Source organism: Bradyrhizobium sp. HKCCYLR20261 (genome assembly GCF_051168435.1).
In the GTDB taxonomy this organism is placed as follows: domain Bacteria; phylum Pseudomonadota; class Alphaproteobacteria; order Rhizobiales; family Xanthobacteraceae; genus Bradyrhizobium.
Window position 1 is genome coordinate 1 of record NZ_JBNPUZ010000034.1, and the last position, 17,610, is coordinate 17,610.

13 protein-coding genes and 1 pseudogene are annotated in these 17,610 nt (G+C 65.9%); 11 read left to right on the plus strand and 3 right to left on the minus strand.

All coding sequences use genetic code 11. The features are described from left to right. Positions 1-202: 202 nt before the first annotated feature. Both ACQR1L_RS34830 and ACQR1L_RS34835 read right to left on the minus strand, forming a co-directional pair. Positions 203-628, minus strand: a complete 426-nt coding sequence (locus ACQR1L_RS34830; protein WP_434862428.1) for a universal stress protein — start codon at positions 626-628, stop codon at positions 203-205. A gap of 69 nt (positions 629-697) precedes the next feature. Beyond that, positions 698-1,240: a SixA phosphatase family protein gene (locus tag ACQR1L_RS34835; RefSeq protein WP_434862429.1), complete on the minus strand. Its 543-nt coding sequence runs from the start codon at positions 1,238-1,240 to the stop codon at positions 698-700. 105 nt (positions 1,241-1,345) lie between these two features. Between ACQR1L_RS34835 and ACQR1L_RS34840 the strand changes: the two genes are divergently transcribed. The 10 genes from ACQR1L_RS34840 to ACQR1L_RS34885 all read left to right on the plus strand — a co-directional run bounded on the left by ACQR1L_RS34840 (position 1,346) and on the right by ACQR1L_RS34885 (position 16,446). After that, entirely contained in the window at positions 1,346-2,773 is a 1,428-nt protein-coding gene (locus ACQR1L_RS34840; RefSeq protein ID WP_434862430.1) for an NAD(P)/FAD-dependent oxidoreductase, read from the plus strand. Between the two features lie 93 nt (positions 2,774-2,866). Beyond that, entirely contained in the window at positions 2,867-3,370 is a 504-nt protein-coding gene (msrB, locus tag ACQR1L_RS34845) for a peptide-methionine (R)-S-oxide reductase MsrB (RefSeq protein WP_434862431.1), read from the plus strand. 297 nt (positions 3,371-3,667) lie between these two features. Next, positions 3,668-5,473 (plus strand): flagellar hook-basal body complex protein, encoded by a 1,806-nt coding sequence (locus ACQR1L_RS34850; RefSeq protein ID WP_434862432.1) that lies wholly within the window; start codon positions 3,668-3,670, stop codon positions 5,471-5,473. Positions 5,474-5,516: 43 nt separating this feature from the next. Next, positions 5,517-7,382 carry a flagellar hook-associated protein FlgK gene (flgK, locus tag ACQR1L_RS34855; RefSeq protein ID WP_434862433.1) on the plus strand — a complete coding sequence of 622 codons (1,866 nt, stop codon included), beginning with the start codon at positions 5,517-5,519 and terminating at the stop codon, positions 7,380-7,382. 12 nt (positions 7,383-7,394) lie between these two features. Further along, positions 7,395-9,266, plus strand: coding sequence for a flagellar protein (locus tag ACQR1L_RS34860; RefSeq protein ID WP_434862434.1), 1,872 nt, complete (start codon positions 7,395-7,397; stop codon positions 9,264-9,266). 93 nt (positions 9,267-9,359) lie between these two features. Then, positions 9,360-10,166 (plus strand): hypothetical protein, encoded by an 807-nt coding sequence (locus ACQR1L_RS34865; RefSeq protein WP_434862435.1) that lies wholly within the window; start codon positions 9,360-9,362, stop codon positions 10,164-10,166. 7 nt (positions 10,167-10,173) lie between these two features. Continuing rightward, positions 10,174-11,799, plus strand: coding sequence for a hypothetical protein (locus ACQR1L_RS34870; protein WP_434862436.1), 1,626 nt, complete (start codon positions 10,174-10,176; stop codon positions 11,797-11,799). Positions 11,800-11,851: 52 nt separating this feature from the next. After that, on the plus strand, positions 11,852-13,042 hold the full coding sequence (locus ACQR1L_RS34875; RefSeq protein ID WP_434862440.1) for an ATP-grasp domain-containing protein: 1,191 nt from the start codon (positions 11,852-11,854) through the stop codon (positions 13,040-13,042). Then, positions 13,039-14,547, plus strand: coding sequence for a pyridoxal phosphate-dependent decarboxylase family protein (locus ACQR1L_RS34880; RefSeq protein ID WP_434862437.1), 1,509 nt, complete (start codon positions 13,039-13,041; stop codon positions 14,545-14,547). Before ACQR1L_RS34875 ends, ACQR1L_RS34880 begins: the two co-directional genes overlap by 4 nt. Before the next feature lie 345 nt (positions 14,548-14,892). Beyond that, a complete protein-coding gene (locus tag ACQR1L_RS34885) occupies positions 14,893-16,446 on the plus strand; it encodes a flagellin (RefSeq protein ID WP_434862438.1) in 1,554 nt (517 codons plus the stop codon). A 177-nt stretch (positions 16,447-16,623) separates the two neighbouring features. Here ACQR1L_RS34885 and flbT read toward each other — a convergent pair whose 3' ends face one another. Continuing rightward, a complete protein-coding gene (gene flbT, locus ACQR1L_RS34890) occupies positions 16,624-17,055 on the minus strand; it encodes a flagellar biosynthesis repressor FlbT (protein WP_434862439.1) in 432 nt (143 codons plus the stop codon). A 388-nt stretch (positions 17,056-17,443) separates the two neighbouring features. On the opposite strand from flbT, the pseudogene ACQR1L_RS34895 reads away from it, so the two are divergent. Continuing rightward, a pseudogene (locus ACQR1L_RS34895) lies at positions 17,444-17,610 on the plus strand (flagellin); the annotation flags it as partial.

The following is a 17,610-nucleotide window of genomic DNA, read 5'->3' on the forward strand; positions in this document are numbered from 1 at the left end:
GAATCGATTTTTGACCGGATCACAATGCCTTACAGCGTAATTTCACATGCGATTCCCCTGCCCGCAAGGGGGAGGGGAGGGCACCGTCGTTGCGGAACCAGCTTCGTTCTCACAAGGACGCTTGAACTCATTTGAACCGCATGCTGCGCCTGTAAATAGCAAGCCTGTCATAGCTACCTGCACGAGCGCATCGCTCAGACACTCACGGCCGCACCACCAGCACCGAGCACTTCGCGTACCGCACCACGTGTCCCGCATTGCTGCCGAGGAAATACGTCCGCATCGCCGGGCGGTGCGAGGTCATCACGATCAGGTCGGCCTTGACCTTGGCCGCTTCCTCCAGGATCTCGTGATAGATGCCGCCCTGGCGCACCGTGTAGCTGATGCGCTCGGTGGGGATGCCGGACTCGCGGGCGACGATCGACAGCGCCTCCTCGGCGGTCTCACGCTGCTGCGCGTCGAAATCGGCTGGCACGTATTCGGCCAGCATCACCGGCGTCATCGGCATCACGTTCAGCAGGTGAACCGTGCCGCTCCAGGTCTGGGCCAACGTGGCGGCGGTGGCGATGGCGGGCTTGGCGAGGTCGGTGTCGGCCAGATCGATCGGAACCAGGATCGAGTTGAACATCGCAAGGCCTCCTCTCTGTCGGCGACATTACGCGCCCGAGGGAACCTCGCTGTCAATCGAGGCCGCCTCTCAATCGACCGAGCCGTGCTTGAGCAGCTTCGGCGTGACGAACATCAGAAGGTTGCCGCGGGCGAAGCTCACATCGCCCCAATCGTCGGTGTCGAAATCGAACACGGCAAGGCCGGAGGTCGGCATGTTGCGCATCAGCTCGTGGCGCGCCTCGGCGTCGCCCTGGCCGGTGAGCGCCAGCGCCAGCTCGTGCATGCCGGGATTGTGGCCGACGACAAGCAGCTGTTTCGGATCGAACGCCGCGGCAAGCCGGATCTGATGCAGGATTTGCATCGGCTCGGCGGCGTAGAGTTCGGCCACGGATTCCACCTGCGGGGCGGGCACGCGGTCCTGCATCGCGGCGCGCGCGAGCTCCCAGGTCTGTTGCGCCCGGACCGCGGTCGAGACCAGCACCAGTTCCGGCGCCGGTGGCCGGCTCGCAATGAAGTCGCCGATGATGGCGGCATCCTGGTGCCCGCGCTCGTCGAGACGGCGGTCCTGGTCACGGCCGGATGGCGCGTCAGTCTCGGTCTTGGCGTGGCGCAGCAGCATCAATCGGCGCATGGAATCCGGTCTCGAATCGTTCAGGCTGGGTCAGGCTGTACCACGTCTCTTTATCGCCATTAAAAGCGTCATGACGACCGGCGCAGGGTTCGCTAAGAAAACGCCATGAGCGAGACTTCCACAAGCGTGAACGATGACGCGGATGCCGCAGGGGCATTCGTCCGCAGCCGGCTGAATTTCGACCTCGATGTCGATGTCTGCGTGGTCGGGGCGGGATTGGCCGGGCTGACGGTGGCGCTGTGCGCCGCCCGGCAGGGCGCGAGCGTCGCGGTGCTGGAAGGGCGGCAGGTCGGATGGAACGCCTCCGGCGCCATGGTCGGCACCGTACTGCCGGGGTTCGACCTGGCGCTGCCGGACCTGATCGAGCGCGTCGGGCTGAAGCATGCCCGCGCGCTGTGGGCTTTGTCGTGGTCGGGGGCCGAGTTCATCCGCGCGCAGGCGGCGACCATGCCGAATATCGCTCTGAGCGAAGGCGCGCTCGAGGTCTCCAATGTCGATGCCGGCGATGCGCTGATCCGCCGGTTGCAGATGCTGCACGAGGATTTCGACACCGAGGTCGAGGGCTGGCAGGTCGAGCGGGTCAGGACCGAGCTGAAGACCGAGCGCTATTTCCACGGTGTGCATTATCCGAAGGCGTTCCAGCTCGACGGCCGCGCTTATGTCCACGCGCTGGCGCGACTGGCGCATCGCGCCGGCGCGCGGATCTTCGAGGATACGCCTGTTGTCAGCATCGATGCGTCGGGTGTGCGCAAGCGCATCGTGACGCCGTCGGCACGGATGCGGGCGTCGCATATCGTGCTGGCCGGCAACATCCATCTCGGCGCGCCGCTGCAGCGGCTGTCGGATACGCTGCTGCCGGTGTGGCGCTATGGCGGCGTGACTGCGCCGCTCGGCGAGCGGCTGGCTGAGGCGATCGCGTTCCAGGGATCGGTGCAGGACACCGACGGCATCGATCATTTCCGCATCGTCGAGGGCGACCGGCTGATGTGGGCGAGCCCGGAGACGACCTGGAATGCGCGGCCGAGCGGCTTTGCCTCCGCGCTGCAGCGCCGGATCCGCACCGTGTTTCCGCAGCTCGGCAAGGTCGAGATCACCGAGACCTTCGGCGGCGTCACGGGGCAGACCGTGCACGGGATGCCGCAGATCGGACAATTGCGCAAAGGCCTGTGGGTCGCGAGCGGCTTCGGCCGGCAGGGGATGAACACCTCGGCCATGGCCGGGCAACTGATCGCGCAGGGCATCCTGGCGGGCGACGACCGCTGGAAGCTGTTCTCGCCGTTCGAGCTGGTCTGGGCCGGCGGCGTCAGCGGCCGGGTCGCCGGCCAGGTCGTCAATCTCTGGATCCGCGGCCGCGCCGCCGCCGCCGGCACCTTGGCGCGGCATCGCGAGCGGGCGCGGGCGCAGGAGCGCGCGCGGGAGATCAGGGCTGCCGAAGCGCGCCGCCGGGCAGCCGAGCGACCCAATTCACGCCTGCCGCTGCGACCACAGCCGTCCGACCTCGACCGCCGGCCCGAGGCCGGGGAGGGCGGCTAGCTCGCAAGAAAGTGAGCCTTCAGGACCGCGCCTGGCGTAACTTCGCGACATCTCGCCCGTAAATCCGGTCACAACCGCCGTACGGAGACGTCCATGATCGATCGCCGCCTGATGTTCACCACCGCTGCCGGTCTGTTCGGCTTCGCTGCCTTGCGCTGGCTCGGCGGCTCCGCCCCGGCCCGCGCCGCCGAGAAGTTCGAGATCGAGAAGACCGAGGCCGAGTGGCGCGCGCAGCTCACGCCGGAGCAGTTCGACATCCTCCGCAAGGAGGGCACCGAGCGGCCCTGGACCAGCCCGCTGCTGAAGGAGCACCGCAAGGGCACCTTCGCCTGTGCCGGCTGCGACCTGCCGCTGTTCTCCTCGGACACCAAGTTCGACAGCGGCACCGGCTGGCCGAGCTTCTTCAAGCCGCTCGACAACGCCGTCGGCACCCGCCAGGACAAGACCTACGGCATGATCCGCACCGAGGTGCATTGCCGCCGCTGCGGCGGCCATCTCGGCCACGTGTTCGACGACGGTCCGAAGCCGACCGGGCTGCGCTACTGCATGGACGGGCTGTCGCTGGTGTTCCATCCGGCCAATCCGTCGTCGACCTGAAAAATCTCCGCCTGGTCTCGCCGGCGCGTCCGTTCAAGGCTCCAGATGCGGGTCTGACGACGCGCCGGATGCTGTGCAAATTCAGCTGAGCCGGAGCGCGCCGGTGCGCGTCCCGGCCCGGCAAGAACTGCCGGCTCGGCAATTGTTCACCACTCCTGCCGACGGTTTCTTGACGTTGTTATTTCGCAAGCCGTTGATTTCGCATCACATTCATAACTGGCACGGTGATTGCGACAGCTCTCCACGAAAACGCGGCCTTGGGCGGACCGGCCGCCGGGTCAATGTGGAGAGAATGGTATGGGTATCTTCGACGCGATGAACACCTCGGTGAGCGGCCTGTCCGCTCAATCATTCGCGCTGCAGAACATTTCCGGTAACATCGCGAACGCCTCGACCGTTGGCTACAAGGGCATCGGCACCAGCTTCGAAGACCTCATTCCGAACGCCACCAATCCGACCCGGCAGAATGCCGGCGGCGTCACAGCCTTCGCCAAGGCCACCATCACCACCCAGGGCACCGTCTCGACCTCCTCGGTCGCCACCAACATGGCGATCAACGGCGACGGCTTCTTCAACGTGCAGAAGGCCTCGTCGGTCGTCGACAACGTGCCGGTCTTCACCGGCGTCACCAACTACACGCGCCGCGGCGACTTCCAGCTCAATGCCAACGGCAATCTGATCAACGGCGCCGGTTATTATCTGATGGGCGTCGCGGTCGACGCCAAGACCGGCAACGCCACCGGCAACGTGCCGACGGTGCTGCAGTTCGCCAACAACTTCGTGCCGGCACAGGCGACCACCGCAATCCAATACGCCGCCAACCTGCCGACGCAGCCGAAGACCGGCGCCAGCGGCAACGCGGCGACGGGCACCTTGGTCGCGGCCGGCGGCCTCAACTCGGCCGACCTGTCCAACGTGCCGCTGCCGGTCGGCACCAATTTCTACGCCGACGCCACCACCACGGGCGGCACCGCGGTCAACAAGAACGCGGCGAACATCACCACCTCGACCTTGCTGTCGGGCGCCGCGGCGACCGACTCGATCACCACCAACTTCACCGCCGGCGACACCATCACCCTGACCGGCAGCGCCGGCGACGTCGTCACCTTCACCTTCGTCGCCTCGGGCGCCTCGGGCAACCAGATCAATGTCGGCGATTCCGTCGGCACCTTGCTCGCCAAGATCGCGACCGTCACCGGCGTGCAGCCGACCATCACCGCCGGCAAGATCACGCTGCACTCGGGCAGCGGCGAGGACTGGACATTGAGCAGCGCGTCGGGCGGCTTCACCGCGCTCGGCCTGACATCGCCGGTGTCGCTGACGCGAACGGCAAGCGCGGGCACCGGCATCGTCATCGGCAACGACCTCACCAACTTCAACAACGAGACGATCTCGGGCGGCGCGGTCACCACCTACAACTCCGCGGGTACACCGGTGAACGTGCAACTGCGCTGGGGCAAGACCGACAGCGCGACGCTCGGCACCGGCCACAAGGACACCTGGAACCTGTTCTATCAGACCAATTCGACGGCGACCGGCTCGACCGTGGCTTGGCAGAACGTCGGCACCAACTTCGTGTTCGCCTCCGACGGCTCGCTGGTGTCGCCGACGAGCTCGAACATTTCCATTCCCAATGTCGTGGTCGACGGCACCACGCTCGGCACCGTGAGCCTGAACATCTCGTCGGGCGCACTGACGCAATATGCCAGCACCATCGGCTCGGCGACCATCAACCAGATCTCGCAGAACGGTTTTGCCGCCGGCCAGCTGCAGTCGGTCGCCGTCAACAACAGCGGTATCGTCACCGGCACCTTCTCCAACGGCCAGACCATCAATCTGGCCCAGGTGACCTTGTCGCACTTCAACGGCACCAACTACCTGAAGGCGCTCGACGGCGGCGCCTATGAGGCGACCGACCAGTCCGGCCAGGCCATCATCGGCGCGTCCGGCAAGATCTCGGGCGGCTCGCTGGAAGGCTCGAACACCGACATCGCCGACGAGTTCACCAAGCTGATCGTGACCCAGCAGGCATATTCGGCGAACACCAAGGTGATCACCACCGCCAATTCGATGGTGCAGGATCTTCTGAACGTGCTGCGCTGACGCGCGGCCACGTGGCAGTTGAATTGACATAAGGCAAACGAACATGGGTTTGAGTTCAGCCCTCGCCACCGCGATGTCCGGCTTGCGCTCGACGCAGGCGGCGCTCTCGATCATCTCGTCGAACGTCGCCAACGCGAACACGCCCGGCTACGTCGCACAGAACCCGAACCAGATCGAAGTCGCCTCTGGCGGCTTCGGCTCGACGGTGATGACGACCGGCGTCAACCGTCAGCTCGATTTGTTCGTGCAGAACCAGCTCCGCACCGAGACCTCGGGCGGGGCCTATGCCAATCAGATGGCCAACATCCTGACGCAGCTGCAGAGCGTGTACGGCACGCCCGGCGGCAGCGGCACGCTGGAGACGGCGCTCAACAATTTCACGACGGCGCTGCAATCGCTGTCGAACAATCCGAGCAATCAGTCGGCGCAATCGGTGGCGCTGTCGGCGGCGCAGGGCGTGGCGCAGCAGCTCAACGCGACCACCAAGGGCATCCAGACGCTGCGTACCAATGTCGAGCAGGACATCGGCAACTCGGTGACGCAGGCCAATGCGGCGATCAAGCAGATCGCCACGTTGAACACGCAGCTTCAGGGTCTCGCCCCGTCGGATCCGCTGACGGCGACGTTGCAGGACCAGCGCGACAACGCGATCGACACGCTGTCCAAATATGTCGACATCCGTGTCGTGTCGGACTCGACCAACGGCGTCAGCGTGTTCACCAATTCCGGCATCCAGCTCGTCGGCGCCGGGCTGTCCTCGGAATTCACCTTCTCCTCGCCTGGCACGCTCGATGCGACCTCGCTCTACAACAGCGATCCGACAAAGACCGGCGTCGGCCAGCTCAACATCAAGCTGTCGAACGGCGTGTCGCTCGACGTCGTCTCCAACAATCTCCTGAACTCCGGCCAGATCGCGGCCGACCTCAAGCTGCGCGACCAGACCCTGGTGCAGGCGCAGACCCAGGTCGACCAGCTTGCGGCGACGGTCGCGTCGGCGCTATCGGACAAGACCACGGCCGGCACAGCGGTCACGGGTCCGCCGGCCGGCTTCGATGTCTCGACCACCGGCCTGTTGGCCGGCAACACCATCAACCTGACGTATACGGATTCGAGCAACATCCAGCGCCAGGTCAAGATCGTCAACGTCAACGATCCCGCCGCGCTGCCGCTGCAGAATGCGACCGGCGCCAACCCGTCCTATGTCGGCGTCGACTTCTCGCTCGGCATGGCCTCTGTGGTGTCGCAGCTCAACAGCGCGCTGGGGTCGGCGCATCTGCAGTTCGCCAATCCCTCGGGCACGACGCTGCGCATCACCGATGACGGCACCAGCCAGGCGACGGTGAAGTCGGCGTCGTCGACGGTCACGGTCCAGACATTGGCCAGTGGCAATGCGCAGCTGCCGGTGTTCACCGACGGCGGCGCGCTCTACACCGGCAAGATCACCTCGACGGGCAGCCAGATGACCGGGCTCGCCGGGCGGCTCAACGTCAATCCGGCGCTGCTCAACGATGCGACCAAGCTGTCGACCTATTCGACCTCGCCGCAGACGCCCGCGGGCGACGCGACGCGGCCGGACTTCCTGTTCGCGCAGCTGACATCGGCCACCTTCAGCTACTCGCCGACCACCGGGCTCGGCTCGGCCGCGCAGCCGTTCCAGGGCACGGTGACCGGCTATCTGCAGCAGTTCGTCAGCCAGCAGGGCAGCGCCGCCAACCTCGCGACGCAGCTCAGCCAGGGCCAGAGCGTCGTCGTCAGCACGCTCAAGGAAAAGTTCAACGCCACCGCCGGGGTCAACATGGACAGCGAGATGTCCAACCTGATCCAGGTCCAGAACACCTACGCGGCCAACGCCCATATCATGTCGGTCGTGCAAAGCATGATGCAGAGCCTGCTCCAGGCCTATCAGTAAGGCGCGTGTAAGATGTCGATCAGCAGTGTCAACTACGGAACGTCTCTGCTCGGCCTGTCCGTGCGGAACATCTCCAACCAGCTCGCGGACCTCTCGACGCAGCTCTCCAGCGGCGTCAAGTCGAACAACTATGCCGGCATGGGTCCGGACGAGGGGTTTGCGATCGCGGCGCGGGCGCAGCTGTCGAACATCTCGTCGTTCACCTTGACGATGACCCACGTCAATACGGTCATCGGCGCGGTCAACACCTCGCTGCAGTCGCTGTCGAAGATCAGCAGCCAGATCCAGAGCGGCGCCGCGGCGACGCCGCAGAACCTGACCAGCACCGGTCAGACCACCGGCCAGCTGACGGCCTCGTCGAACCTGTCGGCGATCACCGGCATCCTCAACACCCAGGTCGGCGACCGCTTCATCTTCTCGGGCACCGCCACCGACCGGCCGGCGATCGCGTCCGCCGACGACATCCTCAACGGCACGCCGACACAGGCCGGCCTGAAGCAGGTCATCGCCGAGCGGCAGCAGGCCGATCTCGGGCTCAACGGCCTCGGCCGCCTCAATCTGTCGGCCTCGGCGACGATGCCGATCACGCTTGCGGAGGACGTCGCCGGCTCGCCCTTCGGCTTCAAGCTCAGCAACGTCAATTCGACGCTGACCAACGCCACCGTGACCGGACCGTCCGGCTCGCCGGCCGGCATCTCGGTCGACCTCACCGCCGGCAATCCCAATGCGGGTGACCAGATCAGCTTCACCTTCAAACTGCCCGACGGCACCTCGGAGGCGATCAAGCTGACGGCGTCGACCACGACGCCGGCGCCCGCCAATACGTTTGCGATCGGCGCCACGCCGGCCGCGACGTCGGCCAATCTCAACGCGGCGCTGAACACGGCGCTCTCGACGCTCGCCAACACCTCGCTGGTGGCGGCCTCGGCGGTCACCGCGGGTGATAATTTCTTCAACACCGCGAGCTCCGTGTCGGGGACCGCCGTCAACAACAAGGCGGCGGTTCCGGCGCCGATCACCGGCGCCACCCTGCTGTCGGGCGCGGCCAGCACCGACTCGATCGCGACGAACTTCGCAAGCGGCGACACGCTCACGGTGAACGGGCAGACGCTGACCTTCGTCGCGTCGGGCGCTAACGGCAACAATCAGATCAACATCACCGACAGTGTCCAGACGCTGCTCGGCAAGATCGACACGTTGAGCGGCACCTCGAAGGCCTCGACGGTCAGCGGCGGCGTGATCACCTTGCGGACCGACGATGCCGCCAGCTTCTCGCTGACGAGCTCGAACGCCGGCGCGCTCTCCGCGCTGGGCTTCTCGGGCACCGTGACGGCTCCGACGCCGCCCTTGCGGGTATCCGGCTCGCCGCTGGCGTCGGCGACCAGCCTCGTCAACGGCTCGGCCAACACGGTCAATTGGTACACCGGCAACAGCGGTCCCGGCTCAGCCCGGTCGAGCGCGACCATCCGCATCGATACCGCGCAGAGCATCCAGTTCGGCGCAGAGGGCAACGAGTTCGCGATCCGCAATCTCGTGCAGCAGACCGCGGTCTACGCCGCGGTCTTCACGTCGCCGGCAGGCGCCAATGCGGGGCAGCAGATCGGCGCGCTCAGCCAGCGCATCGCCGCCAACCTGACGCCGCAGCTCGGCCAGCAGACGATCTCGGACATCCAGACCGACTTCGCCAACGCCCAGACCACGATGAAGGATGCGACGGCGCGCCAGACCCAGGCCAAGGCGGCGATGCAGAGCCTGGTCGACCAGACCGAGGGCATCTCGCAGCAGGAGGTCGCGAGCCAGCTGCTGCAGCTGCAGACCAATCTGCAGGCGTCCTATCAGACGACCGCGATGCTGGCCCAGCTCTCGCTGGTCAAGTTCCTGTAAAATAACGGGGGACGGCGGTTAGGTTTTCGTTAACCACGTCTCTTTAGCTTTTGTTCAGATCTGGGGCGAGAGCCTCTTTGTCTGGAGGCTGACGTGAGTGACGTGACCGACGAGCGGATTCACCTGGTGATCGCCACCCCGTGTTTCGGCGGCCAGGTGTCGAGCATCTATGCAAGCTCGATCTTCGCCTTGCAGCGCGAGCTGCGCGCGACCTCCAATGTCGGCCTGACCGTCCATATGCGTGACGGCGATGCGCTGATCACCCGGGCCCGCGCCAATCTGGTCACGCTGTTCCTCAATGACCCCACCGCGACGCACCTGCTGTTCGTCGATGCCGATATCGGTTTCACGCCGAAGCAGGTGTTTCGCCTGATCGAATCCGGCGGCGACATGGTCGCCGGCGTCTATCCGATCAAGAAGGTCAACTGGACGAAGGCGCGCCGCGCCATCCAGTCCAACCGCATGGACGTGCCGGCCGCCTCGCTCGACTATGTGCTCGAGATCGAGAATCCGGACCATGTCGCCGTGGTCAACGGCTTCACCCGCGTCCGCTATGCCGGCACCGGATTCCTGATGATCCGCCGCCGCGTCATCGAGGCGATGATCGCACATCCTGCTTACGCGCCGCTGCAGTTCTTCCGTGAGCATTCCCAGGATGCGCTGGCTGGCAGCCCGAACCGCTTCGCGCTGTTCGAATGCCTGATCGATCCGGAAACCGGCACCTATCTCAGCGAGGATTTCGCGTTCTGCAAGCGTTGGACCGATCTCGGTGGCGAGATCTGGGCCGATCTCGACAGCCGTCTCGATCACGTCGGCCCGTCCGTGTTCCACGGCAACGTCGCCTCGCAATTCGCCTCGGCGATCGCGGTTCCGACCGCTGCCGCTGTCGACGCCGCGTGACATCAGCATGATGCCGGCGGCAACTCGGCCCGACGTCTCCTGGCTCTCGGGTCATGCGCGGCGCGACGGCGCGGCGACAGGACTGCGCGATCTCTTTGCGTTGCTTGGCGATCTTCTGATCGACGGCGGCGATGCTCGCCTGGCTCTCGACCGCCCCTGGGGCCGCAACGCCTATGGCTGCGGACCATCGCCTGCGCCCGATCTGTTGTGCTTTTCGTCGAGCACGGCGTCGCCGATCTCGGAGCGTGCCTATGCCCGCGTCGAGCTCGCGCGCGAGCAATTGATGCATGCGGCGATTTCGCTCGGCCTCGACGCGGCGCTGGACCTGCGCACCGAGGAGATGCGGTGCGAGTTGAGACAACAATTCGGCCTGGACGACGACGTCGGCATCGTCTTCTCGCCCTCCGGCACCGACTCGCAGCTGCATGCGCTGGCGCTCGCGCGAGCGCTGCTGGGCGATGCCGTCACCAGCGTGGTCGTCGGCTCCGATCAGACCGGGAGCGGCACCGCGGCGAGCGCGCGCGGCCGTCACTTCAGCACACGGACCGCGGGCGGCCTGACGGTAACGAAGGACGGACCGATCGACGGACTGGCGGGTGAGGCGGTGTCGTTGCCGCTGCTCGACGGCGCGTCGCTGCAGCCGCGCGGCGACATCGAGTCCGACGTGCTCGACGCGGTCGAGGCGTTGGTGCGCGACGGGCGCAGCGTGCTGCTCCAGGTGATGGACGCGTCCAAGCTCGGCTGGCGCGCGCCGGGCGTGGCGTGCCTGGACGAGGTGTCGCGGCGCTGGCCGGATCGGGTCCAGATCGTGGTCGACGCCTGCCAGATGCGGCTCGGCGCGGCGCGGCTGCGCGACCATCTGGCGCGCGGTCATCTCGTGCTGACCTCCGGCTCGAAGTTCTTTGGCGGACCGGCCTTCAGCGGCGCGCTCCTGGTTCCGCCGTTGGTGTCGGCGGCGCTGCGCGGGGGAAATCCCGTTGCGCCGGGCCTGTTCGACTATGTCGGCCGCAGCGACTGGCCGGTCGCCTGGACGGATCTGCGCGCGCGCTCGGCGCCGCGCGCCAACATCGGACAATGGCTGCGCTGGGAGGCCGCGCTCGACGAGATCGCCGCCTATCATGCCGTGCCCGCGGCGTTCCGCCGGATGGCAATCCGGCAACTCGGCGAGACCATCACGAGCCTGCTGATGCTGTCGCCGGTGTTGCGGCCGATCGCGGCAGGTTCAGTCGCGGCGGACGAGGACGGCGACGAGTTCGGCTTTCCGACGATCTTTCCGTTCGCGCTTCAGCGCGACGGCAAACTGCTCGATCTCGGAGAGACGCAGGCGGTCTATCGCGCGCTCCAACACGATCTCGGCAGCCGCTTCAGCGGCTCCATGGCTGACGTCGCCGCGCGCCAGTGCCTGGTCGGTCAGCCCGTCAGGATCGAACGCCCCGGCGCGGCGCCGACCGCCGCGCTGCGGCTGAGCATCGGCGCGCGCCAGGTGACCGAAGCCTGGTGCGACGACCACACCACCGCGCGCGTCAATCTCGAAGCCGACATCGACCGCGTGGTCGACATCGTCGCCAAAACAGAGCTGCTCGTGTCGGAGCTGAGCAGCCAGGATCTCAGGGACATCTGCAATGCCGACTGATCTGCTCGCGCTGGCCGAGGCGCCCGGCGCAGGATGTGCCGACCGCATCGGCATGGCCAAGCTCGCCAAGGCCGCGTTCGACGGCCAGGATCTCAAGCCGATGTGGGCGGCCTTGCTCGGCAAGCTGCTCGACGGCACGGCCACGCCGGGCGAAGGCCTCGACCTCGCGCTCGTCGCGCAGCTGATCGGCGAGAAATCATCCGGGCTCGCGATCCAGCACGACGTGCTGCAGGCGCAGCAGCTTTACCGCGTGGCGTCCTCCAGCGCGACGCCGCGGCTGCGCGTGCTGGCGCTCGCGGCGTCCACCGACATGGGCAGCAACACGCCGATCGAGTTCCTGCTCGAGGACACGGATATCGAGCTGCTGCTGCTCTATGTCGTGCCGGGCGCGGATCTCATGGCGCCGCTGCCGGCGCACGACGTCGCCATCGTGATCGCCTCCGACTCCGAGGATTGCCAGCATGCGCTGCGCGAGATCGACGCGGTCGCGGCGCGCTGGCCGCGTCCGCTGCTGAATCCACCGGAGCGGATCTGGCATCTCGATCGCGACAAGCTGCACGCGCTCCTGGCCGGCATCGAAGGGCTGGTCATTCCGGCGACGATTCCCGTCGATCGCGACCGTCTGGTCGAGATCGCCGAGGAACGCGAATGGATCGCCGATCTCGACAGTTCGCTGGTGTTTCCGCTCATCGTGCGTCCGCGCGGCTCGCATGCCGGTGTCGGCCTCGAGAAGGTCGAGGAGCCGCTCGAGCTCTCGCTCTATCTCGACGAGCGCGACGAACAGGAATTCTTCCTGTCGCGCTTCGTCGACTATGCCAGCGAGGACGGCCAGTTCCGCAAATACCGCGTCGTGTTCGTCGATGGCACGGCCTATGCCTGCCACATGGCGATCGCGAAGCGCTGGGACATCTGGTACCTCAACGCCAACATGTCCGGCAGCGAGAGCAAGCGCCTCGAAGAGGCGACCTTCATGCAGACCTTCGACATCGGCTTCGGCCGCCGCCATCGCAGCGTGCTCGATGCCATCGCCGCGCGCGTCGGCCTCGACTACTTCATCATCGACTGCGCTGAAACGAAGGAGGGCGCGCTGCTGGTGTTCGAGGCCGACAACACGGCCGTCGTCCACAACATGGATCCGCCCGATATCTTCCCCTACAAGCCGCCGCAGATGCGGAAGATCTTCGCGGCATTCGCCGAGATGATCGCGAAGCGCGCCGCGGCGCGCGCGGAGCAGGCTGCGTGACCACGGAGCTGCGCAACGAGGCTTCGTTGCGGCCGGGAGCTGCGCTCGACCCGCGGGACTGGGACGAGGTCCGTGCGCTCGGTCATCGCATGCTCGACGACATGATCGACTACGTCGCCGGCATCCGCGACCGGCCGGTGTGGCAGCCGATGTCGCCGGCGACGCGGCAAAGCTTCCGCAGCGAGTTGCCGCATGCGCCGACCGAACTCGCCGACGTCTATCGCGATTTCACCGAACGCGTCGTGCCGCATGCCACCGGCAATGTTCATCCCGGCTTCATGGGCTGGGTGCATGGCGGCGGCACCGTCGTCGGCATGCTCGCCGAGATGCTCGCAGCCGGACTGAACGCCAATCTCGGCGGCCGCGACCATGCGCCGATCGAGGTCGAGCGCGAGGTCGTCGACTGGACGCGGCAGTTGTTCGGCTTGCCCGAAGGCGCGAGCGGCATCTTCGTGACCGGTACGTCGATGGCCAATCTGATGGCGGTGCTGGTTGCGCGGCGCGCGGCGCTGGGCGCATCCGTTCGCACGGCGGGACTGGCCGGGCAGGGCGGACGCTTGCGTGTTTACACATCCAGGGCCGCGCATGGCTGCATCGCCAAGGCGATGGACATCTGCGGGATGGGCAGCGATGCGCTGCGCAGCATCGCGGTGGACAAGGCGCACCGGATCGACATCGCGGCGCTGCGCGAGGCGATCGCGCAGGACCGTGCGGCGGGCCTGCATCCGTTTCTCGTCGTCGCCTCCGCGGGCACCGTCGACATCGGCGCGATCGATGATCTCACGGAGGTGGCCGACGTCTGTCGTCGCGAAGGACTTTGGTTCCACGTCGATGGCGCGTTCGGCGCGCTTGCAATGCTGGCGCCCGCACTTGCGCCGAAACTCGCCGGCATCGAGCAGGCGGATTCGCTGGCGCTCGATTTTCACAAATGGGGGCAGGTGCCTTACGACGCCGGATTCCTGCTCGTGCGCGATGAGAAAATGCATCGCGACGCCTTCGCGGCGCCCGCCGCCTATCTGCGTCGCGAGACGCGCGGGCTTGCCGCCGGCACCGAATGGCCGTGCGATCTCGGCCCCGATCTGTCGCGCGGCTTTCGCGCACTGAAGACCTGGTTCACGTTGCGGACGTTCGGCACTGACGCGCTCGGCGCTGTGATCGAGAAGACGTGTGAGCTCGCGCGCCACCTCGAAGCGCGGGTGCGCGCCGAGCCGGAGCTCGAGCAGCTCGCCCCGGTCCATCTCAACATCGTCTGTTTCCGCTATCGTGCAGATGAGGCCGACGCGCTGAACGGCGAGATCGTTGCCGATATCCACGAATCCGGCATGGCCGCGCCGTCGACCACGATGATCGACGGACGCTTGGCGATCCGCGCGGCGATCGTCAACCATCGCACCGAAGCGCGCGACATCGATCGGTTGGTCGATGCGGTTCTCATGTTCGGCCGCCGGCGCGCCGCGGGCCTGATGCCGTTGATCGAGGTGGAGGCGCCGCCACTCTCGCTGTGATTGCAGATGATGGTTTCAGTCCGCTGCGCTGGTCGATGATTACCACCGGCGAGCGCGCGATGACGCGTGTCTTACGGTTTCCAAAGGTGGTTGACGCGTAGTGAAGATCACGCGCGTCTGGTGAATCTCTGAACCTTTTCAACGGGCGCTTTCGCGCGCCTGTGCGACGATACGACACGCCGAATGGCCTATTCTACCGATTGAAGCAGCGCCGGCCTACAACCGCTTCAGCGTTTGTTAGCCACTGCCCTTCACCGTGACGCCCGTCGCTCCGGTCGCCAAGCCGCCGGGCTTCACCCGATCTCGAAGGGATCGGGTCTTGTTTCACACCAGAAGGGTATGAAAATGTCAGGTATCGTCCTATCGGCGTCGGTGCGCCAGAATCTGCTTTCGCTCCAGTCGACGGCTACGCTTCTCGCCACCACCCAGAACAACCTCTCCACGGGCAAGAAGGTCAACTCGGCTCTCGACAATCCGACCAACTTCTTCACCGCCCAGGGCCTCGACAACCGCGCTTCCGACATCTCCAATCTGCTCGATGGCATCGGCAACGGCGTGCAGGTTCTGCAGGCCGCCAACACCGGCATCACCTCGCTGCAGAAGCTCGTCGACAGCGCCAAGTCGATCGCCAACCAGGTGCTGCAGAGCGCGGTCGGCTACTCCACCAAGTCGAACGTCGTCTCGTCGGCGCTGACCGGCGCAACCGCGAACGACCTGCTCGGCTCGAGCGCGACCTCGGTGACCGGCTCCGTCGTGAACAACGACAACACCTCGTCCGCCTCGGCGATCACCGGCTCGACCAAGCTGTCCGGCACCGCAGGCACGGCGTCGAACAACCTGGCCACCGGCATCACCTCCGGTGAAACGCTGGTCGTCAACGGCACCACCTTCACCTTCGTCACCGGCACGACCTCGACCGGCACCAGCATCGGCATCGGCGATTCCGTCAGCAACCTGCTGTCGGCGATCTCGACGCAGGCCGGCGTGACCGCTTCGGTGACCGCGGGTGCGATCACGCTGACCGCTCCGGCGGCAGGATTGACCGTCTCCGGCAGCTCCGGCACCTTGGCCAAGCTCGGCCTGTCGACCACCGGCAACGCCTTGGCGGGCCAGACGCTGACGATCGCGGCGACAGGCGGAGGAACGGCGACCAGCTTCACGTTCGGGCTAGGGACGGGGCAGGTGAAGTCGCTGAACGACCTCAACACCAAGCTCGCAGCCAACAACCTGCAGGCGACGCTCGACTCGTCGACCAACAAGCTGACGATCTCGACCACCAACGATGCCGCTTCTTCGACGATCGGCACCATCGGCGGCACGGCGTTCTCCGTCAGCGGCAACGCCTTCAACGGCGCCACAATCGCCGCTCCGGTGGCCGATTCGACCGCGCAGACGGCGCGCGCCAACCTGGTCTCGCAGTACAACAACGTGCTGACGCAGATCAACCTGACGGCGAGCGACGCCTCGTTCAACGGCGTCAACCTGCTGAACGGCGATACTCTGAAGCTGACCTTCAACGAGAACGGCAAGTCGACGCTGTCGATCACCGGTGTCACGTTCAACTCGGCCGGTCTCGGCCTGTCGACGCTGACCTCGGGCACCGACTTCCTCGACAACGCCTCGGCGAACAAGGTGATCGGCGTGCTGACGAGCGCAAGCTCCACGCTTCGCTCCGAAGCCTCGACGCTTGGTTCGAACCTCTCGGTCGTGCAGATCCGTCAGGACTTCAACAAGAACCTGATCAACGTGCTGCAGACCGGCTCGTCCAACCTGACGCTCGCCGACACCAATGAGGAAGCGGCCAACAGCCAGGCGCTGTCGACCCGCCAGTCGATCGCGGTGTCCGCGCTGTCGCTTGCCAACCAGTCGCAGGCGAGCGTGCTGCAGCTGCTCCGCTGATCCGCCAGAACGGCAGGATCGAAATCGAGAACGGCGGGGGCAACCCCGCCGTTCTTTTTATTTGGTCACGACATCGTTCGAACGAGTGCAGCGCGCGTCCGCGGTCGCAGGCAAAGCAAAGCCCGGCATCGCGTCCGCGAGCCGGGCTTTCGCTTTCCAGAGTCGAGCTGAAACTGATCAGGCCGCCGAGCTCACCGGCTTGTCCTGGTCGTGTTGTTCGGCTTCCGCCTGTTCGATCAGCTTCTTCTCGTAGGCCACGAGTTTCTTGGCCTCCTTCAGCGCCTGATACAGATCGCCATTGAGGATATGGCCGTTGATCGCCTCGATGATCGGCCATGCGCTCGGAACGGTCGTGATGATGTCGCGCAGCAGGTTGAAATAGGTGCCGTGATCGGCGTCGGCGCCCGGCGAAATATACATCAGCTGCACGGCCAGATAGACGAGCTTGGCGGGCGTATCGGCCGTCTCCGGCGTCAGAATGTCCTTCTCGCGCAGGATCGGAATGTTCTCGCCATCGATCAGGAGGCGCGCGCGCTGGTCGGTGTTGGTGATCACGCAGGAGCCGATGATGATGCGCTCATGCGGCTTGAGTTCGACTTTCAGGGCCATTCTGTTTCTCCGTTGCCGCGGTCGGCGCGGCGCCGAACCTGCTCCGTCGAGACCGGGTGATCAGCCCGGCTGCTGGTGAAGTCGCGCGGGGAGTCTGCGCGCTCGATCGGTCGGCGCGCACCAATCCTTTCCGAACATGGTTAACAGCCGGTAAACGGCCGTGACCGCCGGGCAAATATGCGGTGTTTTCAATGGTATCCGCCGCGAATCAGTTCGCGGCGCCGCGCCGATCATGGTTTGCGGGAGGTGCATCCGCCGCCGCCACTTCACCCTTTGTTAGCCACTGCCATTTACCTTGATCCCGTCGCCCGCTGGTGAGTTCAACCACGGGCTTCGCTCGGATCCTGAATGGATCGGGCAGTTTGTTTCACACCAGAAGGGTATGAAAATGTCAGGTATTGTTCTCTCGGCGTCGGTGCGTCAGAATCTGCTCTCGCTTCAGTCGACGGCTCAGCTCCTCGCCACCACCCAGAACAATCTCTCCACGGGCAAGAAGGTCAACTCGGCTCTCGACAATCCGACCAACTTCTTCACCGCCCAGGGTCTCGACAACCG